Annotated in this window: 23 protein-coding genes and 1 pseudogene; 18 read left to right on the plus strand and 6 right to left on the minus strand. The window is 61.7% G+C overall.

Annotation, left to right across the window (positions count from 1 at the left end):
* Positions 1-29 precede the first annotated feature (29 nt).
* Entirely contained in the window at positions 30-1,058 is a 1,029-nt protein-coding gene (locus tag ACQ66M_RS14705; RefSeq protein WP_430404770.1) for a DUF3137 domain-containing protein, read from the plus strand.
* A gap of 2 nt (positions 1,059-1,060) precedes the next feature.
* Here ACQ66M_RS14705 and ACQ66M_RS14710 read toward each other — a convergent pair whose 3' ends face one another.
* A complete protein-coding gene (locus tag ACQ66M_RS14710; RefSeq protein WP_430404772.1) occupies positions 1,061-1,261 on the minus strand; it encodes a hypothetical protein in 201 nt (66 codons plus the stop codon).
* 231 nt (positions 1,262-1,492) lie between these two features.
* Here ACQ66M_RS14710 and ACQ66M_RS14715 point away from each other — a divergent pair, with 231 nt between their 5' ends.
* A complete protein-coding gene (locus tag ACQ66M_RS14715; RefSeq protein WP_430404773.1) occupies positions 1,493-1,870 on the plus strand; it encodes a hypothetical protein in 378 nt (125 codons plus the stop codon).
* Between the two features lie 3 nt (positions 1,871-1,873).
* On the opposite strand, the gene ACQ66M_RS14720 is transcribed toward ACQ66M_RS14715, so the two are convergent.
* Complete coding sequence (locus tag ACQ66M_RS14720; protein ID WP_430404775.1) at positions 1,874-2,650, minus strand: exodeoxyribonuclease III; 777 nt, start codon at positions 2,648-2,650, stop codon at positions 1,874-1,876.
* An 87-nt stretch (positions 2,651-2,737) separates the two neighbouring features.
* On the opposite strand from ACQ66M_RS14720, the gene ACQ66M_RS14725 reads away from it, so the two are divergent.
* The 10 genes and pseudogenes from ACQ66M_RS14725 (at position 2,738) to secF (ending at position 11,168) form a co-directional block, all read left to right on the plus strand.
* Positions 2,738-2,956, plus strand: a complete 219-nt coding sequence (locus ACQ66M_RS14725) for a twin-arginine translocase TatA/TatE family subunit (protein ID WP_350171704.1) — start codon at positions 2,738-2,740, stop codon at positions 2,954-2,956.
* A gap of 22 nt (positions 2,957-2,978) precedes the next feature.
* Positions 2,979-3,177, plus strand: a pseudogene (tatB, locus tag ACQ66M_RS14730) (Sec-independent protein translocase protein TatB); the annotation flags it as partial.
* Between the two features lie 148 nt (positions 3,178-3,325).
* Positions 3,326-4,150, plus strand: a complete 825-nt coding sequence (gene tatC, locus ACQ66M_RS14735) for a twin-arginine translocase subunit TatC (protein ID WP_430404777.1) — start codon at positions 3,326-3,328, stop codon at positions 4,148-4,150.
* 96 nt (positions 4,151-4,246) lie between these two features.
* Positions 4,247-5,206 (plus strand): NYN domain-containing protein, encoded by a 960-nt coding sequence (locus ACQ66M_RS14740; RefSeq protein ID WP_430405183.1) that lies wholly within the window; start codon positions 4,247-4,249, stop codon positions 5,204-5,206.
* Positions 5,207-5,265: 59 nt separating this feature from the next.
* Positions 5,266-6,618, plus strand: a complete 1,353-nt coding sequence (gene serS, locus ACQ66M_RS14745; protein ID WP_430404779.1) for a serine--tRNA ligase — start codon at positions 5,266-5,268, stop codon at positions 6,616-6,618.
* The gene (gene surE, locus ACQ66M_RS14750) at positions 6,615-7,376 is read left to right on the plus strand and encodes a 5'/3'-nucleotidase SurE (protein WP_430404781.1); all 762 of its coding nucleotides are present in this window, start codon (positions 6,615-6,617) and stop codon (positions 7,374-7,376) included. Before serS ends, surE begins: the two co-directional genes overlap by 4 nt.
* On the plus strand, positions 7,364-8,017 hold the full coding sequence (locus tag ACQ66M_RS14755) for a protein-L-isoaspartate O-methyltransferase family protein (RefSeq protein ID WP_430404783.1): 654 nt from the start codon (positions 7,364-7,366) through the stop codon (positions 8,015-8,017). Before surE ends, ACQ66M_RS14755 begins: the two co-directional genes overlap by 13 nt.
* 123 nt (positions 8,018-8,140) lie before the next feature.
* The gene (yajC, locus tag ACQ66M_RS14760; protein ID WP_350171716.1) at positions 8,141-8,512 is read left to right on the plus strand and encodes a preprotein translocase subunit YajC; all 372 of its coding nucleotides are present in this window, start codon (positions 8,141-8,143) and stop codon (positions 8,510-8,512) included.
* 40 nt (positions 8,513-8,552) lie between these two features.
* Entirely contained in the window at positions 8,553-10,160 is a 1,608-nt protein-coding gene (secD, locus tag ACQ66M_RS14765) for a protein translocase subunit SecD (RefSeq protein WP_430404785.1), read from the plus strand.
* 18 nt (positions 10,161-10,178) lie between these two features.
* Entirely contained in the window at positions 10,179-11,168 is a 990-nt protein-coding gene (gene secF / locus ACQ66M_RS14770; protein ID WP_430404787.1) for a protein translocase subunit SecF, read from the plus strand.
* Here the strand turns inward: secF and ACQ66M_RS14775 are convergent.
* Complete coding sequence (locus tag ACQ66M_RS14775; RefSeq protein ID WP_350171722.1) at positions 11,165-11,728, minus strand: TIGR00730 family Rossman fold protein; 564 nt, start codon at positions 11,726-11,728, stop codon at positions 11,165-11,167. The two genes, secF and ACQ66M_RS14775, sit on opposite strands and share 4 nt — an antisense overlap.
* A 134-nt stretch (positions 11,729-11,862) precedes the next feature.
* Between ACQ66M_RS14775 and ACQ66M_RS14780 the strand changes: the two genes are divergently transcribed.
* Entirely contained in the window at positions 11,863-13,701 is a 1,839-nt protein-coding gene (locus tag ACQ66M_RS14780) for an ABCB family ABC transporter ATP-binding protein/permease (protein WP_350171724.1), read from the plus strand.
* 27 nt (positions 13,702-13,728) lie between these two features.
* Complete coding sequence (locus ACQ66M_RS14785; RefSeq protein WP_430404789.1) at positions 13,729-14,616, plus strand: phosphatidylserine decarboxylase; 888 nt, start codon at positions 13,729-13,731, stop codon at positions 14,614-14,616.
* Positions 14,617-14,628: 12 nt separating this feature from the next.
* Here ACQ66M_RS14785 and ACQ66M_RS14790 read toward each other — a convergent pair whose 3' ends face one another.
* Entirely contained in the window at positions 14,629-14,835 is a 207-nt protein-coding gene (locus ACQ66M_RS14790) for a DUF2842 domain-containing protein (protein WP_430404791.1), read from the minus strand.
* An 89-nt stretch (positions 14,836-14,924) separates the two neighbouring features.
* On the opposite strand from ACQ66M_RS14790, the gene ACQ66M_RS14795 reads away from it, so the two are divergent.
* Positions 14,925-15,998, plus strand: coding sequence for a COX15/CtaA family protein (locus ACQ66M_RS14795; RefSeq protein WP_430404793.1), 1,074 nt, complete (start codon positions 14,925-14,927; stop codon positions 15,996-15,998).
* Here ACQ66M_RS14795 and ACQ66M_RS14800 read toward each other — a convergent pair.
* Positions 15,950-16,915, minus strand: a complete 966-nt coding sequence (locus ACQ66M_RS14800; RefSeq protein ID WP_350171732.1) for a hypothetical protein — start codon at positions 16,913-16,915, stop codon at positions 15,950-15,952. The genes ACQ66M_RS14795 and ACQ66M_RS14800 overlap by 49 nt on opposite strands.
* Positions 16,916-16,953: 38 nt before the next feature.
* Here ACQ66M_RS14800 and rplM point away from each other — a divergent pair, with 38 nt between their 5' ends.
* From rplM to argC, 3 genes are all read left to right on the plus strand, one after another.
* Positions 16,954-17,418: a 50S ribosomal protein L13 gene (rplM, locus tag ACQ66M_RS14805; RefSeq protein ID WP_430404795.1), complete on the plus strand. Its 465-nt coding sequence runs from the start codon at positions 16,954-16,956 to the stop codon at positions 17,416-17,418.
* Positions 17,419-17,422: 4 nt separating this feature from the next.
* Positions 17,423-17,908, plus strand: coding sequence for a 30S ribosomal protein S9 (rpsI, locus tag ACQ66M_RS14810; protein WP_350171736.1), 486 nt, complete (start codon positions 17,423-17,425; stop codon positions 17,906-17,908).
* Positions 17,909-17,990: 82 nt separating this feature from the next.
* Positions 17,991-18,938, plus strand: coding sequence for an N-acetyl-gamma-glutamyl-phosphate reductase (gene argC / locus ACQ66M_RS14815; protein ID WP_430404797.1), 948 nt, complete (start codon positions 17,991-17,993; stop codon positions 18,936-18,938).
* A gap of 3 nt (positions 18,939-18,941) precedes the next feature.
* Here argC and ACQ66M_RS14820 read toward each other — a convergent pair whose 3' ends face one another.
* Entirely contained in the window at positions 18,942-20,771 is a 1,830-nt protein-coding gene (locus ACQ66M_RS14820; protein WP_430404799.1) for a PHA/PHB synthase family protein, read from the minus strand.
* Between the last annotated feature and the right edge of the window lie 60 nt (positions 20,772-20,831).

Here is a 20,831-nt window from a genome sequence, read left to right on the forward strand (position 1 = left end):
CGCCCATGGCCATTGGAGAGACATGCTGAATGACTGACGACAGGCCTGACCTGCCCGGTGGCGGCCCCGACCCGATTGATCCGGCGATTACCAGTGCCCTGTCGAGCCTGCCGGAGGGCTTCAGCCACTTTGCGCGCATCTTCCAGGACGAGATCCGCCCTGCCCTGCAGGCCCGGGAAGGCGAGCGGATTGCGGCCGTCGCGAAGGCGCGCCAGGCGCGGTATGTCGGTGGGGGTATCGGTATTGCTGGTGTGCTGCTCGGCCTGTTCGTCGCCAAGCTTCCGATCCTGGCCATTGTCGCGGCAATTGTCGGGTTCGGCTATGTCTGGTGGGGTGCGCGCGATGTCGCAAAGCTCGGCAAGGAAGCAAAGACCCTGCTGGTCGCGCCTGTCGCGCGTCAATTCGAACTGAACTTCACCGAAAGCCCCGGGCAGGTCGCGTCGATCTACCAGCATCGGGAAGTCGGCATCGTTCCCGGCTGGGATCGCGCAAGTTACGAGGACCTGGTCACCGGCACACGCAAGGGCGTCGCGTTCGAACTGTTCGAGGCGCATCTCGAAGAGCGGCGGCGGTCGACCGACTCGAAAGGCCGGACGCAGACCCGCTGGGTGACCGTGTTCAAGGGCCAGTGCCTGCGCTTCCAGTTCGACAAGACATTTTATGGCCGCACGCTGGTCACCCGCGATGCCGGGTTCTTCAACCGGTTCGGCGGCGGCAAGGGCATGCAGCGGGCGATGCTGGAAGACCCGGAATTCGAACGGATTTTCGAAGTCTACACGACAGACCAGGTCGAGAGCCGCTACCTGCTGACGCCCGACCTGATGCAGAAGCTGGTCGATCTGGAAAAAACATTCCATGGCGGCAAGCTGAAATGCTGCTTCGATAGTGGCGAGCTATTCATCACGCTTCAGGGCAGCGACCTGTTCGAACCGGGCAGCATGTTCAAGCGCCTCGACGACCCGGACCGGGTGCGTGAATTGCTCAGCGATTTTGCTGCGGTGTTCAACATCATCGACGTGGTCGTCGCCAAGCGCCGCCGCCAGGAGCCGGGCGCCTGACCTCATGCGGGGTTTGCGGGCAGCGTGAACGCAGCGAGCAATTTGATCGGCAGGGTCAGCGTCCATTTTGGTGCCCAGCGAGCCGCGCTCAACTCAGCCGGTATGTCCAATGGTGCAACCAGCTGGTCGAGCGTCACGGCGCGATGGGCGGCCACCTGGGGGAGGGGACGCGCAATTGTCATGGCAGAAGGGGCGTTGGGCATGTCTGTTCTCCTGTTACGCCGCTATGTGAGCGATCAATCACAAACTGATGTGTGATTGTGGCCAAAATGCGGCAAAGTGATTGATTGCTTATTTTTCATTGTCGCGAACGGCATCAAGTCAATTCAGGCGCAGGCCGCACCCAATTGGGGCGGCGCTGTGGCGCGCTCATTCAGGTTTGCTTCAGCCGGAATCCCGCATTAGGGAGGCACGCAAATGCGAGATGCCTGCCCATGATCCGATCTTTCCTTGTTTCGATTGTCCTTTTGGCTGCCCTGCCGGCGGCTGCAGATACCCTGTCCCCAAAACAGGTTGAACGCTGCAAGGCCATGCAGGTGACGCTGGCGCCAAAGCAGGCCGAGATTCTCGCGGCGACCGAAAAGCGAGATGCTCTGGCTGCGAAGGCCGAAGCGCTGGGTGAGCAATATGAAGACGCACAGGTCATGCGCCTTGCCTCATCCACGAACGCGCAGGCCGCCGATGCGGCGAAGGCCGAATTCGATGCGGCGCGCCGCGCCTTTGCGCAGGCCGAGTTTGCTTTGCAGTCCAATGCGCGCCAGTTCAATCAGGACGTGGCCGATTACAACCGGTCCTGCTCGCCTGCAAAATAGACCTCAGCCGACAAAAGTTCCGATAACCGGCACATGGTCTGACGGCTTGTCCAGCGTTCTGGCCTTGCGATAGATTTCGACCCCCGTCAGCCGGTCTGCCGCCTGAGGCGAGCACAGGAGGTGATCGATCCGGATGCCGTGGTCCTTCTGGAAGGCACCGCCCTGATAATCCCAGAATGTGTATTGATGCGCCCGGCCGTCGCAGGTTTCGAACACATCGGTCAGGCCAAGGTTTTTCAGGCGCCGGAAGGCCTGGCGGGTTTCCGGGAGGGCAAGCGCGTCATCGGCCCAGACAGTCTCGTCCCAACTGTCATTGACGCCCGGGATCACGTTGTAGTCACCGCATAGAACGAAGGCTTCCTCGGTTTTCAATAATGCGCGGGCATGGCCTTCCAGCGCGTCCATCCATTCCAGCTTGTAGTCGTATTTCGGGCCCGGCGCCGGGTTTCCGTTGGGCAGGTAGAGGCCGCCCACGCGGATGGGCGTGTCCGCCATCACCAGCGCCTCGATATAGCGCGCCTGGTCATCTTCCATTGTGGACAGGCCGCGCTGGACATCATCGAGCGGGTATTTCGAAAGGATGGCCACGCCATTATAGGATTTTTGCCCGTGAACCGCGCAGGTCCACCCGAGCTCCTCGAGTTCCAGATAGGGAAAGCCGTCAGTCTCGCATTTGAGTTCCTGAAGGCAAACGACGTCGCAATCGATCGCGCCCAGCACTTCCAGAACGGTGGAAAGGCGGGCCTTGATCGAGTTGACATTCCATGTGGCGATACGCATGCCACTTCCTTTAACAGCTTCGACCCATTGTTCCAGCCGGAACGCGGCGCTATGCTGCATTGCGCAACAAGCATTCAGGAGGCCCCCATGGGCTCAATCGGACCTCTCCAGATCGTCCTCGTCATCGTGGTAGCGCTGCTATTGTTCGGTGGCCGCGGACGGATTTCCTCGATCATGGGCGATATGGCCAAGGGTGTGCGCTCATTCCGCAAGGGGCTCGCGGATGATGACGAACCGAAGTCCGTTGACAAGGACGATCTTGTCAACGTGACCCCGAAGAAAGACGAGTCGAAAGCCTCGTCATAATGTTCCTGGTGGAGGGCGCATAATGCTGCCCGGCGTCGGATTTTCCGAACTTCTCTTGCTGGCCCTTGCGGCGCTCATCATCGTGGGTCCGAAGGACCTGCCGTTCATGATGCGCAAGGTCGGCCAGATGGTGGGCAAGGCGCGCGGCATGGCCCGCGAATTCCAGGCAGCCTTTGAGGATATCGCCCGCCAGAGCGAACTCGAAGACCTGCGCAAGGAGATCGAGGATCTCAAGCGCAACAATGCCATGACAGCTGCCCAGGACGACCTCGCCAATATGGAAAGCGACATCAACGCCGCCGTCATGCGCAAGGAGGCGGCCGAGGTCGAAACCCCGCAGGCAGAGCCCAAGTCCAAGGACGACGCTGCGTGAATACGGTCCCGCCCAAAGACGAACAGCCGGAAATCCTTGATGAAGTGGAAGCCAGCCGGGCGCCGCTGCTTGAACACCTGACAGAGCTGCGCTCGCGCCTGATCTTCTCGCTGGTCGCGCTGGGCATTGCTGCGCTCGGCTGTTTTTTCGTTGCCCAGCCGATCTATGACTTCCTGCTTGCCCCCTTTGCGGCCAAGGCGGAAGCCGTTCGCGGCGCGCCGCTGGAGCTGATCTTCACCGCGCCGATGGAATTCTTTTTCGCCAAGGTGAAGCTCGCTCTCTTTGCAGGCATTTTCCTCGCCTTTCCCGTGATCGCCTGGCAGGTCTATTCCTTTGTTGCGCCGGGCCTGTACAAGCAGGAGCGCGGGGCGTTCTGGCCCTTCCTGGTGGTCGCGCCGCTTCTGTTCGCGACCGGCGCCGCGTTCGTCTACATCCTGATGCTGCCAATGCTGGCGCGTTTCTCGATTTCGCAGGAGCAGATCGAAAGCGGCGTTGCCACGATCAAGCTGTTGCCGAAAGTGTCTGAATACCTGTCGCTGGTCATGGCGCTGATGCTGGCCTTCGGGATTTCGTTCCAGTTGCCGGTTATCCTCACGCTGCTGGCCAAGATCGGCCTTGTCTCGGCGCAGACGCTGATCACTGGTCGCAAGTATGCAATCGTCGGCATTCTGGCATTTTCCGCCGTGTTCACGCCGCCGGACATCATCTCCCAGCTCCTGCTGACCGGCCCGGTCTACCTCCTGTATGAGATCTCCATCCTCTGCGTGAAACTGATCGAGAAGAAGCAGGATGAAGAGGATGCCGCGGCCGCCGCCGAGTAGGCATTTTGGTGCGGTGCACGGTTGCATTGACCTGTTAAATGTAGAACATCAGGCGCTCGCCCAAGCAGCGAATCAGGGAGAACCCTATTGTCACGCGTGAAAAGCGTTCTTCTTGTCGATTTCGACAACATCTACGCTGCAACGGGCGAAGGCTTCACCGAAAATGTCGCAAAATGGCTTCTCTGGCTTGAGGATGGCGCGCTGTCGCGCAAGCAGAAGCGCCGGAAATTCCTGGCCAAGCGCGTTTACTGGAACCTGCAGCACGACGTCCACAGGGCAGCCTTCGAGGCGGCCGGGTTCGAGGCCTTCAATTGCCGCGCCTTTGCCAAGAACAAGATCTCGTCGGGCAAGAGTTCGGCCGACATCGTGCTCACCATGGACGCCATCGAAATGGCTCTCCATCTCAAGGACCTTGAGGAAATCATCGTCCTGACGACCGATTCAGATTTCGTTCCTGTGGTGAATCGCATCCAGTCTCCCCGCTTGCGTGTGGTGACTGCGGGCAAGGAAACAGACCCGACCTATGAGCTCTACAGCCAGCATGCCGACGGCGTCGTTCACATGTCGGCGCTCAAGGCGGCGTGCGAGTATGAGCGCGCCAAACGCAAATGGTACCGGTTCCGCAGTCCGCCGCCTGACGTCCCGGCTCCGCGGCTGGTGCAGGAGCGCCGCTCGCCGCTGATGATGAAGGTGCGCAACGCGGTTCGCGACGAGGCCGAATCCCACGATCCGCGCCCGCAGGACCAGCACCCCCACCTGACCCGCGCAGCCGAACTTGTGATGGAGCTGGGCGCGCGCACACCCGACCAGCCGATTGCCCGCGAGAAGATCATCAAGGCCCTGTCAGCCATTCCGGACTTTTCCACGACGCCGCTCAAGGGCCAGCCGGCCTGGTTCGGCCTGCGCAACTTCGCCGTGATGATGCTGCGCCTGCGTGCCATCGAGCCGTGCATCGAGGTGCGTCCGCAAAAGCGCAATGGCACGCAGGTGATCTGCCGCGTGCCAAAGAAGACGGCTTCGGCCGTCTCGCAGGCCAGCGCAGAAGCCACCGCATAGTGGACGCCGCGCGCGCGGCGCATTAGAGCCTGTAGCGACAGCCACTGCAGGACCATTCCATGTTCGATATTCGCGCCATCCGAGACAACCCGGACGCCTTCTGCGCCGCCTGGAACCGCCGCAAGCCGGGGCTGGGCGATGTGGTTTCGGATATCCTTGCCCATGACGGCGCGTTGCGCAAAGCGGTCACCGACAAGCAGGATGCCGAAAAGGTGCGCAATGAGAATTCCAAGCTGATCGGCCGGGCCAAGGCGGAAAAGAACGAGGATGAAGCCGCGCGCCTGATGGCGCTGGTCGCTAAGGCCAAACAGACCATCGAGACGGCAGGCGAGCAGGAAGCGGCCGCCAAGGCGTTGCTCGACGACATCCTGATGGGTCTGCCCAACCTGCCGCTCGCCGAAGTGCCGGAAGGCAGCGACGAAGATGGCAATATTCAGGTCGGCGAGCCGTGGGGCACACCGCGCGGGATCAACAACCCGAAAGACCATGCCGACCTTGGCGAGGTGTTGAAAAGCGGCCTCGGCTTCTCCCAGATGGATTTCGACAGCGCCGTCAAAATGAGCGGTGCCCGCTTTGTGGCCCTGCGCGGCAAGCTCGCCCGCATGGAACGCGCATTGGCGGCCTTCATGCTCGACCTGCAGACGGACGACCATGGCTATGAGGAAGTGAGCCCGCCGCTCCTGGTGCGAAGCAATGCACTTATTGGTACAGGGCAGTTACCGAAGTTCGAGGAAGATCTGTTCAAGACTCAGAGGATCGAGGAGATCCCCGCCAACGACGGTGGGATTGTGAGTGTCCCCGGTATTCCGCATTACCTCATCCCCACCGCCGAAGTTCCCCTCACAAACCTCGTCCGTGACCAGATCCTCGACGCCGCACGCCTGCCGCTCCGCTTCACCGCCCACACGCCCTGCTTCCGGTCCGAAGCGGGCAGTGCGGGGCGCGATACGAAGGGCATGATCCGGCTGCACCAGTTCAACAAGGTCGAACTCGTCTCCATCGTGGAGAATGAAGAAGCCGGCCTCGCTGAGCTTGAACGCATGACAGGCTGCGCTGAGGAAGTGCTGAAACGCCTCGACCTGCCGTTCCGCCGCGTGCTGCTCTGCACCGGCGACATGGGGGCAGGGGCCCGCAAGACCTATGACCTCGAAGTCTGGCTGCCGAGCCAGAACACCTATCGCGAGATCAGTTCGTGCTCCTATTGCGGAGACTTCCAGGCCCGCCGCATGGATGCGCGCTTCCGCAAGGAGGCCGGCGCCAAGCCTGAATTCGTCCACACGCTCAACGGCTCCGGCCTCGCCGTCGGCCGCACGCTGGTTGCCGTTATCGAGAACTACCAGAACGAAGACGGCTCCATCACGGTGCCGGACGTGCTGCGACCCTATATGGGCGGGCTGGAGGTGATTGCGTGAGAATCCTCCTCACCAATGATGATGGTATCAACGCCCCCGGCCTCGCCGTGCTCGAGGATATTGCCAAGGAACTGACCGACGATATCTGGATCGCTGCGCCGGAAGAGGAACAGTCCGGCAAGGGCCGCGCCATTTCGCTGACCCATCCGGTGCGCACCCGCAAGGTCGGCGCCAAGGCGTGGGCCATTGCGGGCACGCCGTCCGATTGCGTGCTTCTGGCGATGCAGGACCTGATGCCGGATGCGCCCGATCTTGTGCTCTCCGGCGTCAATCGCGGCCAGAACATTGCCGAGGATACGAGCTTTTCCGGCACCATTGCCGCCGCCATGTTCGGCATGCAGCTGGGCATCCCGTCAATTGCCCTCAGCCAGGCGCAGAGCTTTCGCGAGCGCGGCTCGCTGCCGTGGGCGACGGCGCGGGCCTGGGGCGCGAAGACCCTGGAGCCGCTGATTGCGAAGGGCTGGCCCACCGATGTCGTGATGAACGTCAACTTTCCGGACCGTGAGCCAGAAGACGTCCAGGGCATCCAGATCACCCGTCAGGGCTTTCGCGATGAGAGCATCATCCATACAGACCGGCGCGAAGACCTGCGCGGGAACGACTATTACTGGATCGGCTACAAGGGCAAGCTGTCAAAACCCGATGCCGGAACCGATCTGCGCGCGATCTATGACGGCTTTGTCTCGGTCTCGCCCCTGCATGTTGATCTGACGCACGAGGCCTATCTCAAGGAATTGCGCGAGACATGGCCGAACTGATCGCCGATCCCTTCCGCGCCGCGCGGCTTGTCCTGCATCTGCGGCAGGAGGGGATTACCGATGACGGCGTATTGAAGGCGATGGAAACGATCGACCGGGGCGCGTTCGTTGATGGCCCCGGGCTCGACAAGCTTGCCTTCGAGGACTGCATCCTGCCAATTCCCTGCGGCCAGATCGTGCCGCGCCCGGCCGTGACCGGCCAGCTGCTGCAGGCCCTCCAGATCCGCCAGGTCCGGGAGGCGCGTATTCTTCTGGTGGGTGTCGGCAGCGGATACACGGCGGCCCTGGCGGCCCAGCTTGGCGCAGATGTGTTTGCGATGGACCGCTATCGCCGCCTCTGTGACGCCGCCCGCCGGCGCATGCTCGAGCTTGGCCTCGGCAATGTGGCGGTCCGCCATGGCGATGGCCTGTTCGGCTGGCCCGAGCGCGGCCCCTATGACCGCATCCTGCTGACGGGGGCGATTGATGAGGTACCGGACGTGCTGTTGCAGCAACTGGCGAAGGGCGGAGCGCTGATTGCCCCTTTCCGGACGGCTGACGCGCAGCATCTGTTGCGCATGGGCGCGGACGGCACGCAGGAGCGTCTCGCCATCGCCCGGCCGCTTCCACCGCTGATGGACGGGGCGTCAAAGGCGCTTTAGGACAGATTCACGCGGCCTGCAGGGCTTGTTTGCCAATGCTGGCGGCCACAGCTATAGGGTCAAGTCTTTCGCGGGCGCCATGATCTGGCGACGCGGCACACGGGTTACAGGGAGTGGACCAACATGTTGAACAAATTCGCCGCGGCAACCGTCACTTTTGCGGGTCTGTCCCTTCCGGCGCTGGCCCAGGCTGCACCGGCCGCAGCAGGCCCCAGCATCCTTACGCAGGTGATGTTCTTCCTGCCGCTGATCCTGATCTTCTACTTCCTGCTGATCCGCCCCCAGCAGCAGCGTGCCAAGAAGCACCGCGCCATGATCGAAGCCGTCAAGCGCGGCGACAATGTCGTCACGTCCGGCGGACTGATCGGCAAGGTCTCCAAGGTCGGCGAAACGGAAGTGACTGTCGAACTGGCGGAAAATGTACGCGTTCGCGTGATCAAGGCCATGATCGTCGAAGTGCGCGGCAAGACCGAACCGGTCGCCGCCAACGACTAGGCCCGCCGTTCCGGCCATTCTCCCGTCCAAGGACTAATACATGCTACAGTTTCCCGTCTGGAAGGTCTGCCTGATCCTCGGCATCATGCTGTGGGGCGTGATGATGGCCTTGCCCAATGCCGTGAACATGTCCGGTGCACCGGCCGGGGTTCCCAAGCAGGGCGTCAATCTCGGCCTTGACCTTCAGGGCGGCGTCTACCTGATGATGGAGATCAATCCGAACGAAGTCGTGGCCAACCGGCTCGAAGTCTTCGCGATCGACATTCGCAACGCTCTGAGCAATCGCGATGGCCAGCCGCTGATCGGGCACCTGTCGGAAGTCGACGGACGTGTGCTCAATGTGCAGCTGACCCGGCCTGACGCGGACGGTAACTTCCCCGTGGATGAGGCACTGACCCGTATCCGCAAACTGAATGGCAGTGTCGAAGGTGCGATTGGTGGCGCCAAGACCTATGAGATCGAGCCTGCGGGGCCGGCGCTCATCACGGTCTCCGTTCCAGGGTCGTCGGAAGAAGCGCTGATGAAGGATGCGCTGGCCAAGACGATGACGATCGTGCGCCGCCGCGTCGACCCGGAAGGCGTGAGCGAAATCTCGATCACACCCCAGGGCAACAGCCGCATCATCCTGGAAGCGCCCGGCGAGCCGGACGCGACCCGCCTGAAAAGCCTGCTGAGCCGGGACGGCAAGATGACCTTCAACCTTGTCGAGAGCAGCCCTTCGGCCATTGCGGCTGCCGAAAAGGGCGTCGTGAAGCCAGGCTATCGCCTGCTGTCAGGGCCTGAAACCGGGCCGCTCCTCGTCCGCAACATTCCGGAAGTGACGGGCGCAGATATTGCCACGGCCAGCCAGGGCTATGATGACGGCAACCGCCCGCAGATCAATTTCCGCCTCAACGGTAATGGCGCGTCCAAGTTCTTCCAGACAACGCGCAACAATTCCGGCAAGCTTTTCGCCATCGTTCTTGATGACACGATCATGTCTGCGCCACGCATCAATGAGCCAATTCCGGGCGGCAGCGTGCGGATCACGGGCGATTTCTCGATTGAGGAAGCGCAGGATCTGGCGGCCATCATCGAGGCAGGCGAAATGCCGGCCAAGGTCCAGTTCCTCGACCAGCGCACGGTCAGCGCCACGCTGGGGCAGGATTCGATCCGCGCCGGTGTGCGCGCCTCGCTTATCGGTCTCGCCCTCGTCGCAGCCTTTATGGTCCTGGCCTATGGCCTGATGGGATTTTTCGCGGTCGGCTCACTCGCCGCCAACATCATCCTGATCATCGGCGCGCTGTCCGGCCTTGGCGCTACTCTGACGCTGCCGGGGATTGCAGGCATCATCCTGACCATCGGTATGGCGGTCGATGCCAACGTGCTCGTGTTCGAGCGCATACGGGAAGAACAGCGTGCCGGGCGTTCACCGCTGACCGCTGTTCAGGCCGGCTACGAGCGGGCCCTGTCGACCATTCTGGATGCCAACATCACGACATTCATTGCCGCGTCCATCCTTTACCTCCTGGGCTCCGGCCCGGTGAAGGGATTCGCCGTTACCCTTGCCATCGGCATTATCACCTCGGTGTTCACGGCATTCGTCCTGACCCGATGGTTCACCGTGTCGTGGCTCAAGGGCTTCAAACCCAAAAAATTCGTGCTTTAGGCGGACAGGAGAGAAACCATGTTGCTCAGATACTGGCCTGAAAGCACCAAGCTCAATTTCATGAACCTCCGTCTCGGCGGGGCCATCCTGTCCGTGCTCATGATCACGGCGTCGATCTTCCTCCTGTCGACGCGGGGCCTCAATCTCGGCGTCGACTTTGCCGGTGGCACGGTCATGGAATTGCAGCAAACCGAGACGCTGACAGTGGAATCTGTAAGGGCCGCGATGCCATTCCCTGCTGAAGTGAACACTGCGGTTGGCACGGATGCGCGGTCGATTGTCGTCGTGAAGTTTGGCGCCGCCGATCCCTCGCTGCTGGGAGAGGACTTTGCGACCCTCGCACCTGAATTGCAGGCAGAGCGGGCACAGCAGCTGACCAATGAAATCGTCGCCAGCACGCTGAAGGAAACGCTCGGGCTCGCGGACGAAGATTTCCTGCGCGATGACTCCGTTGGTCCGAAAGTGTCAGGTGAACTGTTCCGCTCGGGCATCATGGCACTGATATCTGCGCTTGTGCTGATGCTGGGCTATATATGGTTCCGATTCGAATGGCAGTTTTCGGTCGGCGCCGTGGCTGCGCTGGCCCACGATGTCATCATCACGCTGGGCGTCTTCTCGCTGCTGCAGCTTGAGTTCAACCTGACGACCATCGCCGCACTTCTGACGATCATTGGTTACTCCATGAACGATACTGTCGTCGTTTTTGACCGCGTGCGTGAAGAACGCCGCAAGTACAAGAAGATGCCGGATCGCCAGGTGATCAACCAGGCCCTTAACCTGACGCTGTCGCGTACCCTGCTGACATCCGGCACGACACTCTTGGCCCTGTTCGCGATTTTCTTCCTGGGCGGCCCCGTCTTGCGCGGCATGAGCTTCGCGCTGATCTGGGGTATCTGTATCGGCACCTATTCATCGATCTTCATCGCTTCGGCGATTGTGCTGTCGCTTGGAATGGACCTGAACAAGAAACCCGCCGAAGACGTGACCGGCTTCCAGGGCGTTAGCTAGGCGTCGAGCACGATAGTCCGGTCGCTCAAGGCCTGGATCGCGGTCTGCGGCGAATCGGAATGCACGAGCAGCGACCGGAAACTCTCCGGCGTGAAGCCGCCATCGATGATCTTTTCCATCAGGTCGAAGAAGGGTTCCCAGAACCCGTCCTCATCCAGGAACGCCATCGGCTTGGCGTGAAGGCCAAGGCGGGCCCAGGACAGGATCTCGACGGCTTCTTCCAGGGTGCCGATCCCGCCCGGCAGCACGATGAACGCGTCCGATTCGTCAAACATCATCTGCTTGCGCGTGTGCATGTCCTCGACGATGCGATGTTCGACATCTTCGAAAATGCGTTCCTTCTGCAGCAGGAAGCGGGGCATGATTCCCAGCACGTCGCCTGCCGATTCATGTGCAGCACGGGCGCAGGCGCCCATAAGGCCCACACCGCCGCCACCGTAAACGAGCCGGATACCCTGCTTGGCCAGTTCGCGGCCCAGCTCCTCGGCGAGCGCTATATAGCCCGGGCTGACGGCATCAGATGCACCGCAATAGACGCAGATGGATTTTAGCTTGGTCATGGTGGAATCCGGCTGTTTGAACGACCCGCACAGATAGCCATTGGGACGCCATCTTGCCAGTTCCAATGTCTGTGACGTTACGTGACAGTCAGATGGCGTTTTGTCTTCGGGCGATTCCGCCCCATATGGCCGGGATGACAAAACCGACTGAAACGCCCGCCAATCACGACAAGATCGACAGTGCTGATGGCGGCATTGGCGTTTCAATCCTGCGCATCCTGAAATTACTCGGCCGGCCGGAACTTGCCAGGTGGCGGCCGACCATGGCCATCGCGGTTGTTCTCACGCTGGTGGCATCCGTGCTTGAGGTCGTTTCGCCCCTCGTGCTTGGGCATGCGATCAACCAGGCCGCGCCGAAAGCCGGCATCGCCCCTGCCTTTGCATCCGCTGCCCTCTGGCTGTCGATTGGTATCGGCGTCCGCTTCCTTGCGGCTGGCCTGCCGCAGATGCGCGATTACCTCTTCGCGCCGGTCAGCCAGGACGCGCAGCGTGTCGCGAGTGTTGATGCGTTCGGCCACGCTCAGTTGCTCTCCCTGAACTTTCACCAGACGCGCCGCACAGGCGCACTGAACCGCATCATCGAGCGTGGCGCCGGGGCGATTGATTACCTGATCCGCTTCCTGGCGTTCAATATCGGGCCGACTTTCATTCGCCTGATCCTCGCGTCAATCGCCCTGGGTGTCGCCTATGATATCCGTCTCTCCCTGATCGCGGTGGCCACGATCATCATCTATGTGGTTGCCACCGTCATCATCACCGAATGGCGTGTACGCCAGCGCCGCAGGATGAACGAGGCAGACACGCATTTCCGCGCGATGGCCGTCGATATCCTGACCAATTTCGAGACGGTCAAATCCTTCGCCGCCGAAAGGCGCGAAACCGGGCGCTTCGATAGCGCCATGGGCGTCTACAATGACCGCTACGTCGAGACGGTGCGCAGCATGTATATCCTGAACGCGGTTCAGGCGCTGGTGATGAATGCCGGCCTGCTGGCCGTGCTGGTCCTGTCGGCCTGGAACGTGATCGATGGCAAGATGCAGATCGGCGACCTGACGGCTGTCATGTTGATGCTGCTCTCGCTCTATGCACCGCTGAACATTCTTGGCTGGGCCTGGCGCGAGATCAAGCAGGGCGCAGTGGATCTCGAAAAGCTGTTTGGCCTGCTCGCGATGAAAGCCGACGTGTTCGATGCCGCAGATGCGGTCGAACTGGTCGCGCCGAAGGGCGACGTGAAGTTCCAGAATGTCGGCTTCTCCCATGAAGGCCGCGCGGTGGGTGTCAGCGATGTCAGCTTTCACCTGCAGCCCGGCAAGAAGATCGCCTTTGTCGGCACGTCCGGGGCGGGCAAGTCGACGCTCCTGAAACTGCTTTTCCGCTTCTACGATGTCGAATCCGGGCAGGTCCTGGTGGATGACAGGGATGTGCGGTCGCTGACGCAGGAATCGCTGCGCAAGACGCTGGGGCTCGTGCCGCAGGATGTTGTCCTGTTCAATGACACGATCCGCTACAATATCGGCTACGCATGCCCTGACGCGACCGAAGATGACCTGCGCGATGCCGCCCGCCGCGCGCAGCTGCTCGAATTCATCGACAGCCTGCCGGACGGCTGGAACACCCGCGTCGGCGAGCGCGGGCTGAAACTGTCCGGCGGCGAGAAGCAGCGCGTCGGCATCGCGCGCGTCATCCTCGCCGATCCGGCCATTCTCGTGCTCGATGAGGCGACATCCGCCCTCGACAGCGCCACCGAAGAAGCTGTGCAGGACGCGCTGGAGGAGGCGGCGGAGGGGCGCACAACGCTGATGGTGGCCCACCGCCTGTCCACCGTGAAGTCTGCCGACGAGATTCTCGTGCTTGAGGCAGGAAGGGTCATCGAGCGCGGTAACCATGCCGTCCTGCTGGCCAAAGGCGGCAAATATGCTGATATGTGGGAACGTCAGGCGAAAAATGCCGACCTGGCATTGGTTGACGACTAGAGTTTGCCCGGGGAAGGGGCTGTTGGAATGTCTGAAGATCTCGATCGCAGGAATACGCCCTGGATGACTATCGGCCTTGATTGGGAAGGTGTCGCGGCTGCGCTTGGCGCGCTGCTCGTGGCGCTCCTGCTCGGCGCGCTTTGGTCTCCGCTGTTCTGGATCGGCTTTGCCGGTGTCGTTCTGGCGCTGATGGCTGCCCGCTGGTCGCACCGTACCCCGCCAGACCTTGCCAATGGCGTCGTGGCGCCCTGCGATGGCGTCGTCGTCTCGGTGGACCGTGTCGAGGCCCCTTCCGAACTGCGACTGACGGATTCCAGCACCACCCGCATCCGCATTGCCTCGGCCCCCTCGTCGACCAACAAGGTCTACACGCCGATTTCAGGCAGCGTTGAATCGATGATCTATGAAGCGGGCGAAAACAGCGTGCCCCTGGCCACCCGCGCCGAGGATGACGGTCTGGCGCGCGCCTATCTCACATTCGAAAGCCGCGGCCAGCAGGTCGGCGTGCGCCTTGCGTCCGGCGGTCTCGGACCCCGCATCGACCTTGCAGCAGAAGCCGGCGACATCGTCCGTCTCGGCCGCCCCTTCGGCACGCGCCGCCTTGGTGGCTGGTGCGACGTCTATGTTCCCACAGCTGTGGGCATGCTGATCTGGCCTGGCCAGACGCTGGTTGGCGGTGAGACGGTCATGGGGCGCCTCAAGGCGCAGGCTGATAGCGACCTGTTTGACGGTGTCACCGACGAGGAACCGGAAGCCGAACCGGTACGCGAGATCGAAAGCGAAGCTGAACCTGAATCTGCGTCCGAAGAGGAAGAGGATGATGATTATCCCTCGCCTGAGGACATCTCCACGCCGGAAGACCCGGCCGTGATCCTGGCGCGCCTGCGGGAAACGTCACGCCGTCACGACGAATAGCCAGGCCAGCGCTCAGTCGTCGCTATCCTGCGGCGTCCCGTCATTCATCCAGGCAAACAGCGGCTTAAGCGGCAGGATCCAGGCAAACCCGGCGATCACATAGAAGACGAGCTGTGCCCAGCGCGGCCAGGTCTCGATCATGCCGGAAAACGTGCCGACCAGCACGATATACAGGACGATAAACACAAGCAGGATCAGGCTGGCAACGGGTTTGCGCATGGCGGTCTCGGTTCCTGTCAGGCTCGGATAAAGTACGCTGCGACACGGTTGCCTCTTGCCGCGCCGTGCCAATAGGCCATGTAGGCCGCATGTCTCAAACAGGCAAATCCCCACTCGCAACGCGCTGGATGCGAAACTGGCTCGTGATCGTCGGCGTGCTTGTCTATGCGATGATCCTGATCGGCGGTGCCACACGCCTGACTGATAGCGGCCTGTCCATTACCGAATGGGACCCCATCAAGGGTGCCCTTCCGCCGATGAGCGATGTGGCATGGCAAAGCCTGTTCGAGAAATACCAGCAGACAGCCGAATACCGGCTGCAGAATTCCGGCATGTCGCTGGCTGAATTCGAACAGATTTTCTGGTGGGAATGGGGCCATCGCCTGTTCGGCCGCCTGATCGGCCTTGTCGCCATGTTCGGCTTTGCCATCTTCGCCATACGGGGCTGGCTCAGCCGCCGTCTCGCGACCCGCTTCATCATCCTCATCCTGCTCGGGGGGCTGCAGGGTTTCATCGGCTGGTGGATGGTGTCCAGCGGTATCGGTGAAACAACCCGCGTTGATGTCGCGCCCTATCGCCTGGCAACCCATTTCATGCTGGCGCTGGTCATCATTGCCGGAACAGCCTGGCTATGGCTCGATCTGGGTGGACGGAAGCGCCCGCCGGTGGCGCGGCCGGTCCGCATGGTGGCCGCGGTTTTGTGCGGTTTGATCTTCGTCCAGATGGCAGCCGGCGCCCTCGTGGCAGGCCTCGATGCCGGGCGCAGCTACACGGACTGGCCCCTGATGGCCGGTGAATTCGTGCCCGGTTCCTATCTTGGCGAAGGGCTCGGCCTGCGCAGCCTGTTCGAAGGCCGCGCGACCACACAGTTCAACCACCGCATGCTGGCCTATTTGATCTGGGTTGCCGCGCTCGTGGCCGCGTGGGCGTTCCGCAAGACCGCCCTGCGGCACGCATTTGCCGGGCTGGCCGTCCTTGTCAGCCTGCAGGCGGTCTGGGGAATCCTCACGCTCGTCAGTGCCGCGCCGATGAACCTGGCCCTGGTACACCAGGGTCTGGGCGTGATCGTCACACTGGCCGCTGTCCGGCTGGTCTGGCTCTCCCGCGGCCCGGATCAGTTGGTCGACAATGTCAGCGGGCTCGGGTCGACAAACACGGCATGATGCTCACCAGGCCGGGTTTCGCCCGCGATGACGATCAGCCCGCCCGGATATCCGCCAGACATCATCGTGCCCATCGCGGCCAGTGCGACTGGCGTGTCGGGTGCGACAATGGTGATCCCGTCCTTCACGTCGATCTCGGTATTGGTCATGCCGAGGTCGGTCGAAATGCCCAGTTTGCCGTCTTCCAGCGAAACCAGCGCGTCGAGCGGTCCGCGCACCAGCGACGCGGCGCTTGAGGCCCGCGGTGAGGCAACCAGTGTGTCGCTGGTAAAGGCGCATGATTTGACCGGGAAGTCGGTGAAGGTCGATTCGCCGGCCGACCAGGCCAGTTCGCCATTCGATTCGCGCAGGATGCCATTCTGCAGGACGCGGTTATTCGTATCGGTCCAGAATGCGAGGCGCATCAGGCCCGTGCCGGGCGCGGGGCCGGAGCAGACGCCGCCAATCGCATTGTCGACATTGACCGGCAGGTCGATCTGGGCGGGCGCGATGAGGCCTTCACCATAGATGTAGGCCTTCAGCTCGCCATTGCGTGTGATTCCAGGGAAAACAGTGATTGAGCGGTCCTCGACGATGGATGCCTGGCCGCTTGCCAGCGATTTCAGCCTGAAATTGGACTTTTCGCCCAGTTTTTCAGCTTCCATGTCGTAAAATTGCAGGCCGCCTTTCTCATAGGCGACCGCCAGAATGCCGCGTAAACCGCCTGACAGCGCGATGGAGGCGACTTCACCCTCCAGCGGACGCGTGGACCAGACGGCGGGAAGGACGGTCTCTGCAGCAATCACAGGGGCTTCAGCCCCGGTATCGGCGGCTTTGTCTTGTTTGGAACAGGCCGATGCTGTAAAAAGCAGGGCAAGGCCAACCCCAGCGTTGACAAGGGGGGAAGCGGCGCTTAAACGCCAGCGCTTGAATTGCATTCCATGAACTCCGAAAGCGAGAGGCTCTGATTAGAGCGATGAAAACCTATAACGCACCAGCAGATGTGGAGCACAAGTGGGTCGTGATTGACGCGACTGACGTCGTCATCGGACGCCTTGCTTCTTACGTCGCCAAACGCCTTCGCGGCAAGCACCGCGTCGATTTCACACCGCACATCGATACGGGCGATCATGTCGTCATTATCAACGCGGATAAAGCGAAATTCACAGGCAAGAAGCTTACCGACAAGATCTATTACCGGCACACCGGTTATCCGGGCGGTATCAAGTCGACGACGCCTGAGAAAATCCTCAACGGCAAATATCCTGAGCGTGCCATCCAGATGGCCGTGAAGCGCATGATGCCGAAGGAAAGCACGCTCGCCCGCACCCAGTTCGGCAAGCTGCGCGTCTATGCCGGTTCCGAGCATCCTCACTCGGCCCAACAGCCGGAAGTCGTCGATTTCAAGTCGATGAACCGTAAGAACATCAAGGCGGCCTGAATCCATGACCGATACTGCAAACTCCCTCCAGGACCTCGCCACCATGTCCGGCACGCCTGCTGCTGACGCGCCGGTCGCGAAGATCGAACCAAAGATTGACGCACAGGGCCGCGCCTACGGCACCGGACGCCGCAAGGAAGCCACTGCACGCGTCTGGATCAAGCCGGGCACTGGCAAGATCACAATCAATGGCCGCGACCAGGAGCAGTATTTTGCCCGTCCGGTTCTGCGCATGGTGATCGCCCAGCCGCTGATCGAAACCGGCCGTGATTCCGAGTTCGACGTCATCGCCACCGTCAAGGGCTCCGGCCTGATGGGCCAGGCCGGTGCAGTCCGTCACGGTATCTCGCGCGCCCTCGTCAACTATGAGCCAGGCCTGCGCGCCGTGCTGAAGCCATTCGGCTTCATGACCCGCGACCCACGCGTCGTCGAGCGCAAGAAGTACGGCAAGGCCAAGGCCCGCCGCAGCTTCCAGTTCTCCAAGCGCTAGGCCGTATTCCGGTTTTCCAGTTCCGGCGGGCGCTTCGGGAACGAAGCGCCCGTTTTTTATTGTTCTGTGGTGGGGGGCGGTCATGCTGCCAAAAGTTTTCATAGATGGCGAAGCCGGCACGACCGGCCTGCAGATTGCCGACCGGTTGCGCCAGCGCAGCGATATTGACCTGATCTCGATCGATCCGGCCAACCGCAAGGACATCGACGCGCGCGCACGCATGATGAACATGGCTGACGCCGTGATCCTCTGCCTGCCGGACGATGCAGCCCGGCTCGGCGTGTCGCTTGTGACCAGCAAGAACACGATCATCATTGATGCCTCCACGGCGCATCGCACGGCATCCGGCTGGACCTACGGCTTTCCCGAGATGGACAAGGGCCAGCGCGCCGCGATCCGGGCGTCCACACGCATTTCAAATCCTGGCTGCTACCCGACAGGGGTCATCGCCCTCGTGCGTCCGCTGGTGATGCGGGGGCTGCTGCCACCGGCGCACCCGGTCACAGTCAATGCGGTGTCGGGCTATACCGGCGGTGGCAATGCGATGATCGCCGAGTTCGAAAACGCGGACGCTCCCAATTACACGTCCGACACTTACCGCATCTATGCCCTCGGCCAGAAGCACAAGCACCCGCCGGAAATGATGCGCCACGGCCGCCTCGCCAACCTGCCCATGTTCACGCCCGCCGTTGGCCGGTTTGCGCAAGGCATGATCGTGGAAGTGCCACTGCCGCTCTGGGCCCTGCCGCGCAAGCCGCGCCGGGCCGACCTGCACGCTGCGCTGGCGGATGCCTACAATGGCGAACGCTTCGTGCGCGTCGTGCCACTGGCCGAGTCAGAGAGGCTGACCGGCCTCGAACCGGAAGGCTGCAACGGCACCAACCGCCTCGAACTCTACGTCTTCGGTTCGGACGATCAGGCCCGCCTCGTTGCGCGGCTCGACAATCTGGGGAAGGGGGCATCCGGCGCTGCTGTGCAGAATCTCAACATCGCGCTGGGTCTGGATGAGTGGGCCGGGCTGGAGGCTTGACGCCTATTTCAGCGGCAGCTTGATGTCCTGCAGGCGCACGCGCACATAGGTGCCCGGTGCTTCGCCAAGGCCCATGTCTTTTGGTTCGACAGCCGCTTTCTTCCTGCCGGATTTCGGCCGCAGCCAGTCCCACCAGTAGGGCCACCAAGAGCCGGGGTGTTCTTCGGCCGTTTCCAGCCATTCGGCCCCGGTCTCGGTTATCTTGCCACCGGTCCAGTGCTGGTATTTCCTGCTGTCGGGATGGTTCACCACGCCGGCAATGTGGCCAGAGCCTGACAGGACGAACTTGGTGTCGCCGCCAAACACGGTGGCGGTGCGGTACACGCTCTCGAACGGGCAGATATGGTCGTCGCGGCTGGCCTGCACCATGACCGGGATCGTGACATTCTTCAGGTCGATCTTTTCGCCCAGCAGCTCGAAGCCGCCGCTCGACAACTTGTTGTCGGAATAGCAGTTCTTCAGATAGCTCTGGTGCACTGCGCCGGGAATATTGGTCTGGTCGGCATTCCAGTAGAGCAGGTCGAATGGGCGCGGAGCCTTGCCCAGCATGTACTGGTCGATGACATAGCGCCAGACGAGGTCGATCGGGCGCAGCCAGTTGAAGGTCTCGTACATCATCGCGCCGGGCATCACGCCGCCATGATCCTCGATGATGCTGTCGATGTAGCCGCGGCCGGGGCCATCGGTGAAAACCTTCAGGTCACCCGCGAGTTCGAAATCCGATTGCGAGGCGAAGAATGTCGCCGAAGCAACCCGGTCATCACCATGAGCCGCCATATGGGCCAGCGTGCCTGACAGCAGCGTGCCGCCAATACAGTAGCCCACGGCGTTCAGCTTCTTCGACCCGGACGCCTGCAGCGCCGCTTCGACAGCGGCATAGACGCCGTTCCTGCTATAATCGTCCCAGGTGTAATCCTGCGTAACCTTGTCTGCAGAGCGCCACGAGACGACGAAAACGGTCAGGCCCTTGTCGACCAGCCAGCGGATCATCGAATTCTCTTCGCGCAGGTCCAGGATGTAGAACTTGTTGATCCAGGGAGGGAAGATCAGCAGCGGGCGCGAATAGGTCTCCTCCTGGGTCGGCGCATACTGGATGAGCTCGATCAGGTCATTTCGGAACACGACTTTGCCGGGCGCCGTGGCGATATTCTTGCCAATCTCGAACGGTGTTTCGTCGGTCTGGCTGATATGCAACTTGCCGCCGGCCTTCTTCACATCGGCGCGGGCCAGACGAATGCCGTTCAGCACGCTTTCGCCGCCACTTTCGAGGAAGGCGCGCAGGGCTTGCGGATTGGATCCGAGATAGTTTGTTGGCGACAGCGTGTCGGTCAGCTGCTGGGTGAAGAACTTGGCGCGCAGGTGGATATTGTCCGGCAGGTCCGGCGCATGGTCGGCCAGGCCCATCAGCCAGTTACGGTTCACGTCATATGCCTTGCGGATGAACTTGAAGCCGGGATTGGTCTGCCATTCGGGGTCGGCAAACCGCTTGTCCGTTTCCGGCGCGACAGGCGTGCCCATCGCTTCGGTGGCCATCTCCTGCCACAGCTTCATCCAGCCCTGCATCAGTTCCAGATTGGCGTTCATCAGGGCCATCGGATTGCGCGCAAGGCTCTTGCCCACCTCCTGGAACGCCTCGCCGGCACCCATCGGGTCGCCCTTCGCCATCGTGCCGACCGGGCCGGATCCCATCAGCACGTCGCTGATCAGCGCTTGCGATTCCGTATTGGCCAAGGCAAGCGTCGTCATTAACACCTGCAATTGCATTGGATTCTGTTCGGCCATCAGCGAACCGAGTGACGCAAGTGCAGCCTTTTCTTTGGTTTTGCCGCTCATCTGTCCCAATATCGCCTGTTTCTGGATGCGTAACTATTCATGAGAATGTTTGTGATTTAA

This window comes from Hyphomonas sp. (genome assembly GCF_965284475.1).
Lineage (GTDB): Bacteria > Pseudomonadota > Alphaproteobacteria > Caulobacterales > Hyphomonadaceae > Hyphomonas.